The following is a 7,271-nucleotide window of genomic DNA, read 5'->3' on the forward strand; positions in this document are numbered from 1 at the left end:
GTATGCCCAGGAGCCGTACGCGCAGGATGCCCGGGAGCCGTACGCGCAGGATGCCCGGGAGCCGTACCCGCAGGACTCCGCCGCGTACACCCCGTATGCCCAGGACCCGTATCTGCAGGACGCCTACGCCCAGGACCCCTATCGGACCCATGATCTGTCCGCCCAGGACCCGGTGACCGAGGCGCTCTACGACCGCGCCTCCCATCCGCCGCCGCCCCCGGGCACCTATCAGGAGCCGCAGGCGCTCTATCAGCAGCCGCCCGCCCAGCAGTACGCCCCCGATCCCCGGGTCTGGGCCCAGACCCCGCCCCCCGAGCCCTCCGGTCCCTCCCGTCATCTGCCGTACGGCGACGACGCGAGAACCACCCAGTACACCGGTGTCGACGACCTGGTCACCCGGGCGGGCGACCGGGAGCCGGAGCCTGACGCCTTCGCACATCTCTTCCGGGACCAGCAGAGCTCCGGTCAGTCCATCCCGGCGCCCACCGCGGCCCCCGAGCCGGTAGCGGCCCCGCCCCCGAAAAGCTCGGGCGGCCGGGCGGCCGGGCTGCTGAAGTCCAGCGCGGTGATGGCGGCGGGCACACTCGTGTCGCGTCTCACCGGCTTCCTGCGCAATCTGGTGATGGCCGCGGCGATCGGCGTCGGTGTCCTCAGCGACACCTACCAGATCGCCAATGTCCTGCCGACGATGATCTACGTACTGGTCGGTGGCGGCGCGCTGAACGCGGTCTTCATCCCCCAGCTCGTGCGGGCCATGAAGAACGACGACGACGGCGGCGAGGCGTACGGCAACCGGCTGCTGACTCTCGTCGTGGTACTGCTGGCCGGGATGACGACGGTCTGTGTGCTGGCGGCGCCACTGCTCATCCGCATGATGTCGCCGACCATCGCGTCGAACCCGGAGCAGATGGAGGTCGCCGTCGCCTTCGCCCGCTACTGCCTGCCCACCATGTTCTTCATGGGCGTGCATGTGGTGCTGGGGCAGATCCTCAACGCCCGTGGCCGCTTCGGCGCGATGATGTGGACCCCGGTCCTCAACAACATCGTGATCATCGCGACGTTCTCCGCCTTCATCTGGGCGTTCGGCAGCTTCACCGGCTCCGGTGTCAACGCCACCACGATCACCCCTGAGGGCGTACGGCTGCTGGGGCTCGGCACCCTGCTCGGGCTCACGGTCCAGGCCCTGGCGATGCTCCCGTATCTGCGGGAGACCGGCTTCCGGATGAGGCTCCGCTTCGACTGGAAGGGCCACGGCCTGGGGAAGGCCGCCGGCCTGGCCAAGTGGACCTTCTTCTTCGTCCTGGCCAACCAGCTCGGCATGATCGTCGTCACCCAGCTCGCCACGGCGGCCGGCGCGGCTGCCGAGAAGCACGGATTCACGGGCGCCGGCATCACGGCGTACAACTACGCGCTGCTGCTGTGGCAGCTGCCCCAGGCCATCATCACCGTCTCCGTGATGACGGCCGTTCTCCCGAGAATCTCCCGCTCGGCCCATGACGGCGACACCGCCGCGGTGCGCGATGACATCTCCTACGGGCTGCGCACCTCGGCCGTCGCGATCGTGCCCTGCGCCTTCGCGTTCTTCGCCCTCGGTGTGCCGATGGCGTCCCTGCTGTACGCCGGATCGGGCGCCGACGGTGCCCGCAGCATCGGCTTCGTCCTGATGGCCTTCGGCCTCGGTCTCATCCCGTACTCGGTGCAGTACGTCGTCCTCCGCGGCTTCTACGCCTATGAGGACACCCGCACCCCCTTCTACAACACCGTCATCGTCGCCCTCGTCAACGCCGCCGCCTCCGGGATCAGCTTTGTCGTGCTGCCCGCCCGCTGGGCGGTCGTCGGTATGGCCGCGTCGTACGGCTTCGCCTACATGGTCGGGGTGGGCGTGGCATGGCGCAGGCTGAACCGCCGTCTGGGCGGCGATCTGGACGGCCCCCATGTCATGCGCACGTACGCCCGCCTGTGCATGGCCTCCCTGCCCGCGGCCGCCCTCGGCGGCGGGGTCGCCTTCCTCGTCCTCAAGGCGCTCGGCAACGGTGCCCTCGGTTCGCTCGCGGCGCTCGTCGGCGGCGGGATCGTCCTGCTGGGTGTCTTCTTCGTCGCTGCGAAGCGGATGCGGATCGAGGAGCTGAATTCCATCGTCGGCATGGTGCGGGGGCGTCTCGGCCGCTAGCCGGCCTCCTGCGGGCCGGTGCGGGTCCCTGTGGTCCGGATGTCCAGGACTTCCGGCCCTCTCCACGGTCCGCGCCAGACCCGTGGAGAGGGCGGGATCCGAGAGGCGAGTGTCCCGCACAACCATCGTCAGCCGCTGTGTGTCGTGCATAGGGGCGGACTGTGGGCACAATTGGCATGGCTGTTGGTTAATGCGCAACGGATGGGGAGGCAGGAACGACGGTGGCGGAACGTAGCACGGCTGCCGTCGACGTGGCCGACAACAGCGGAGACGAACCGCTGACCGCGCAGGCGGACGAGGCCACGACCGACGGGGCGGCCCAGACTCAGGACACGGCGGAGAAGTCCGCCCCGGACCCGGCCGACGATCGGCAGGGCGACGAACCGACCATCGCCACGCCCGAGCTGCACAGTGGCCACAAGCTCGCGAGACGCTACCGCCTTGAGGAGTGCGTCACCCGTCTGGACGGTTTCAGCAGCTGGCGTGCGGTGGACGAGAAGTTGCGCCGCGCCGTCGGTGTGCATCTGCTCCCTGCCGACCATCCGCGGGCCCGCTCGGTGCTCGCCGCCGCCCGCTCATCGGCGCTCCTCGGTGACCCCCGCTTCGTTCAGGTGCTGGACGCCGTCGAGGAGAACGACCTGGTCTATGTCGTCCATGAGTGGCTGCCGGACGCGACCGAGCTGACCGCTCTGCTGGCCATGGGCCCGATGGAGTCGCACGAGGCGTACCAGCTCGTCGACCAGCTCTCCCAGGCCATGACGGCCGCGCACCGCGAGGGTCTGTCGCATCTGAGACTCACGCCCGGTGCCGTCCTGCGGACCTCCACCGGCCAGTACCGTATCCGCGGGCTCGCCGTGAACGCCGCACTGCGCGGAATCACCGCCGATCGCCCGCAGCGCACCGACACCGAGGCGCTCGGGGCCCTGCTGTACGCCGCCCTGACCCACCGCTGGCCCTACGCGAGCGATGCGTACGGCCTGTCCGGGCTGCCCAAGGGCATCGGGCTCCTTCCCCCCGACCAGGTCAGAGCGGGGGTCCACCGGGGCCTCTCGGAGCTCGCCATGCGCGCCCTGGTGAACGACGGTGCCACCGCTTCCCGCCAGGAACCGCCCTGCACCACTCCGGACGAGTTGGCGAAGGCTGTCGCGGCCATGCCGCGTATCCGCCCGCCGGAGCCCGTGTTCACCTCGCCGCCCGAGTATCAGCGCACCACGTACCAGCAGGGCACCTACGGCCGCCCCGCCGCCCGCCCGGGCCCATCCGTCACCCACCCGGTGCCCGTTCTTCCGGCACCGCTCGAAAGCCGCACCGGGAGGGTCCTCAAGTGGGGGGTCGCCGCCCTGCTGATCGCCGCACTGGGACTCGGCAGCTGGCAGATCGCCGACAAGCTGATCGGCCGTGACCAGGAACGGGACGATCCCGGTACCTCGCAGACGAACGACGGCGAGAAGAACGACGGCACCGGCTCGGCGCCGGACCCCGACTCCGGCAAGCCGGTCCCCATCGTCGGCGCCCGTGACTTCGACCCGTTCGGGGACGGTTCGGAGAAGCCCGCCGGAATCAGCAACAGCTACGACGGCGATCCGGACACGTACTGGAACACCGACGGATACCGGGGCACCTCGAACTTCGGCTCGCTGAAGAAGGGCGCCGGCATCATTCTGGACCTCGGCAAGGTCCAGCGGATCGGCACTGTCGAGGTCTCCTTCCTGGGTGGCGACACCTCGGTCGAACTGAGGGCCGCGCCCGAGACCGGCACATCGGAGCCGACGGGATTCGACGGATTCACCAAGGTCGCCGATGGATCCGGAAGGAATGTGTCCCTCAAGCCCGGCAAGCCCCTGCAATCGCGGTACGTTCTGGTCTGGCTGACCGATCTTCCGCCGAGTGGCGAGGGCGACTTCCGGGGCAAGGTCTCGGAGATCAAGATCACCAGCTGACGGGACCAGGGGAGGGGCTGACCGTTGGACGACGCGCTACTCCGTGGCACCACCGACCAGGATCTGCTGGAGCGCCATGTCGCGGGGGACCCGGATGCCTTCGGTGAGCTGGTACGGCGCCACCGCGACAGGCTCTGGGCCGTGGCCCTGCGCACCCTGGGCGATCGTGAGGAGGCCGCGGACGCGGTCCAGGACGCTCTGGTGTCCGCCTTCCGGGCGGCCCATACGTTCCGCGGCCAGTCCGCCGTCACCACCTGGCTGCACCGGATCACCGTGAACGCCTGTCTCGACCGGGCCCGCAAGGCCGCCTCGCGCAAGACCTCGCCCGTCGACGACACGGAGCGGCTGGAACAGCTCCTTGAGCCCCATGAGTCAGCCGAGGCCCCCGCCGAGCGGCGGGATCTGCACCGCGAACTCCTCGCCGCACTGGCCAAGCTCCCCGCTGATCAACGTGCCGCGCTGGTGCTGGTGGATATGCAGGGATATCCGGTCGCGGAGGCCGCCCGAGTCCTCGATGTGCCCACCGGCACCGTCAAGAGCCGCTGCGCCCGGGGACGGGCACGTTTGCTGCCCATGCTCACCCATCTGCGCGGTGATGCCCGGGATAGCGGCGAACTGAGCCTGGGAAGGAACCGAACGCCGGGGGATTCCGTCCCACCGGCACCGGGACAAAGGGACGCGGGGCCACATGGCCCTGCCGCGGCGAAGGGCGGAGGTGGGCGCACATGACATCCACGGCCGACATGACCCAGCATCCGGATGTCTCGGAGATCTCCGATCTCACGGAAGGACTGCTCTCTCCGGCCCAGAGTGCCGGTCTGCGGCAGCATCTGGAGAGCTGTGCCCTGTGCACCGATGTCCAGGCGTCCCTCGTAGAGATCCGCGGGATGCTCGGCACCCTGCCGGGAGAGACCCGGATGCCGAGCGATATCGCCGAGCGCATCGATGCCGCACTGGCGGCGGAAGCCCTTCTGGACTCCACCGCCCCCGCCGGCGGTCCGCGTGTTTCACGTGAAACACCGCCTCCGGCCCAGCGACAGGAGCCCAAGGTCACCGAGCGTCCGACGGGACACGCGCGAGGGATGACCGGTCCCGGCCGGGGCCGCCCGGCGCGACGCCGTCGCCGCAGGGCCGTGGTGGGCATCGTCTTCGGTGTCGCCGCCGCCGGGGTGAGTGTTCTGCTTCTCCAGACGATGCAGTTCGACGACGCCGACAAGAGCAGCAGCACCTCCCAGGACGCATCCGTCAGCTCCTCGGCAGGCACCCGCGACCTCGCGGACTCCGATCTTGAGGACAGGGTTCACCACCTGCTGACCGGTGGCCCCGCCGACCGGCAGCCGAAGGCCGACAAGGAGAAGCCCCTCGGGGCGAAGGAAGCCTCCCCGTCTCCGCGGGCGGGGATCGCTTCCTCGGTGCCCCCCTGCATTCAGCAGGGCACGGGCCGGCCGGACTCCCCGATCGCCTTTGAGATCAGTCCGTACCGGGGCTCCGACGCGTACCTCGTGGTGTTCCCGGACCCCGCGAACAGCGAACGGGTCCAGGCGTATGTGATCGACGGAGCCTGTGTGAGTGCCGCCGACACCCCGCCCGCCGGGAAGCTCCTGCTGACGAAGTCCTACGCGCGCCCCTGAAGCGTTCCACCGCAATGCCGGGCCGTCCCGGGAATGCACGCCCCTTAGGATCCGTTGGGTGGGATGAGGGACAGTGACCCCGGCCCAGTCGGCAGCAGCGCAGGCTTCAGAGACGAGGAAGAAACCCGTGAGCGACGTTCGTAACGTGATCATCATCGGCTCCGGGCCGGCAGGCTACACGGCGGCGCTCTACACAGCGCGCGCGGCGTTGAAGCCGCTGGTGTTCGAGGGTGCCGTAACCGCTGGTGGCGCGCTGATGAACACCACCGATGTGGAGAACTTTCCCGGGTTCCGCGACGGCATCATGGGTCCGGACCTGATGGACAATATGCGCGCTCAGGCCGAACGATTCGGCGCCGAGCTGGTTCCCGACGATATCGTCTCCGTCGATCTCACCGGTGACATCAAGACGGTCACCGACACGGCGGGGACCGTCCACCGGGCGAAGTCGGTCATCGTCACCACCGGCTCGCAGCACCGCAAGCTCGGTCTGCCCAACGAGGACGCTCTCTCCGGACGCGGCGTTTCCTGGTGCGCGACCTGCGACGGGTTCTTCTTCAAGGACCAGGACATCGCCGTCATCGGCGGCGGCGACACCGCGATGGAGGAGGCGACCTTCCTGTCCCGGTTCGCCAAGTCGGTCACCATCGTCCACCGCCGGGACACGCTGCGCGCATCGAAGGCCATGCAGGACCGTGCCTTCGCCGACCCGAAGATCTCCTTTGCCTGGGACAGCGAGGTCGCCGAGATCCACGGGGACCAGAAGCTCTCGGGTCTGACCCTGCGCAACACCAAGACGGGCGGGACCTCCGAACTGGCCGTGACCGGCCTGTTCATCGCCGTGGGCCACGACCCGCGCACAGAGCTCTTCAAGGGACAGCTCGACCTGGACGACGAGGGCTATCTGAAGGTGACCGCTCCCTCGACGCGTACCAACCTCACTGGTGTCTTCGCCGCGGGCGATGTGGTCGACCACACCTACCGCCAAGCCATCACCGCCGCCGGCACCGGCTGCTCCGCCGCCCTTGACTCCGAGCGCTACCTCGCGGCGCTCGCCGACATCGAGCAGTTCGCCGAGCCGGAGAAGACCCCCGCGGTCTGACCCCGCACCACCCTCCCCGACCCTGCCAAGAAGTAAGGAGGCCGCCGTGGCCGGCGCGCTGAAGAACGTTACCGACGCCTCTTTCGAAGAGGATGTCCTCAAGAGTGACAAGCCTGTACTGGTGGACTTCTGGGCCGCCTGGTGCGGTCCCTGCCGCCAGATCGCGCCGTCGCTTGAGGCCATCGCCGCCGAGCACGGTGACAAGATCCAGGTCGTCAAGCTCAACATCGACGAGAACCCCGCGACGGCGGCCAAGTACGGCGTGATGTCCATCCCGACGCTGAATGTCTACCAGAACGGCGAGGTCGCCAAGACGATCGTCGGCGCCAAGCCCAAGGCCGCGATTGTCCGCGATCTGGAGACCTTCATCAGCGAGTAGCAGCGCCGATGTTTCACGTGAAACATGAAGGGGCTCCTCCCCCGGGAGG

At 69.0% G+C, this 7,271-nt stretch carries 6 protein-coding genes; all 6 read left to right on the forward strand.

Annotation, left to right across the window (positions count from 1 at the left end):
* Positions 1-2,170 (forward strand): murein biosynthesis integral membrane protein MurJ (gene murJ, locus ACWF94_RS27835; protein ID WP_453494174.1); only part of this gene is annotated, 2,170 nt, incomplete at its 5' end.
* Between the two features lie 221 nt (positions 2,171-2,391).
* On the forward strand, positions 2,392-4,110 hold the full coding sequence (locus ACWF94_RS27840; protein WP_453494177.1) for a serine/threonine protein kinase: 1,719 nt from the start codon (positions 2,392-2,394) through the stop codon (positions 4,108-4,110).
* A gap of 24 nt (positions 4,111-4,134) precedes the next feature.
* On the forward strand, positions 4,135-4,839 hold the full coding sequence (gene sigM / locus ACWF94_RS27845; protein ID WP_453494180.1) for an RNA polymerase sigma factor SigM: 705 nt from the start codon (positions 4,135-4,137) through the stop codon (positions 4,837-4,839).
* Positions 4,836-5,741, forward strand: coding sequence for a hypothetical protein (locus ACWF94_RS27850; protein ID WP_453494183.1), 906 nt, complete (start codon positions 4,836-4,838; stop codon positions 5,739-5,741). The genes sigM and ACWF94_RS27850 overlap by 4 nt, the downstream gene beginning before the upstream one ends.
* Before the next feature lie 127 nt (positions 5,742-5,868).
* The gene (gene trxB / locus ACWF94_RS27855; protein WP_453494186.1) at positions 5,869-6,843 is read left to right on the forward strand and encodes a thioredoxin-disulfide reductase; all 975 of its coding nucleotides are present in this window, start codon (positions 5,869-5,871) and stop codon (positions 6,841-6,843) included.
* Between the two features lie 46 nt (positions 6,844-6,889).
* A complete protein-coding gene (trxA, locus tag ACWF94_RS27860) occupies positions 6,890-7,222 on the forward strand; it encodes a thioredoxin (RefSeq protein WP_453494189.1) in 333 nt (110 codons plus the stop codon).
* Positions 7,223-7,271 lie beyond the last annotated feature (49 nt).

This window comes from Streptomyces sp. NPDC055078, assembly GCF_053607985.1.

What these genes read in the sequence shown, in the direction of transcription:
- ACWF94_RS27850 (WP_453494183.1), top strand. Translation starts at nt 4,836, where the DNA reads ATGACATCCACGGCCGACATGACCCAGCATCCGGATGTCTCGGAGATC.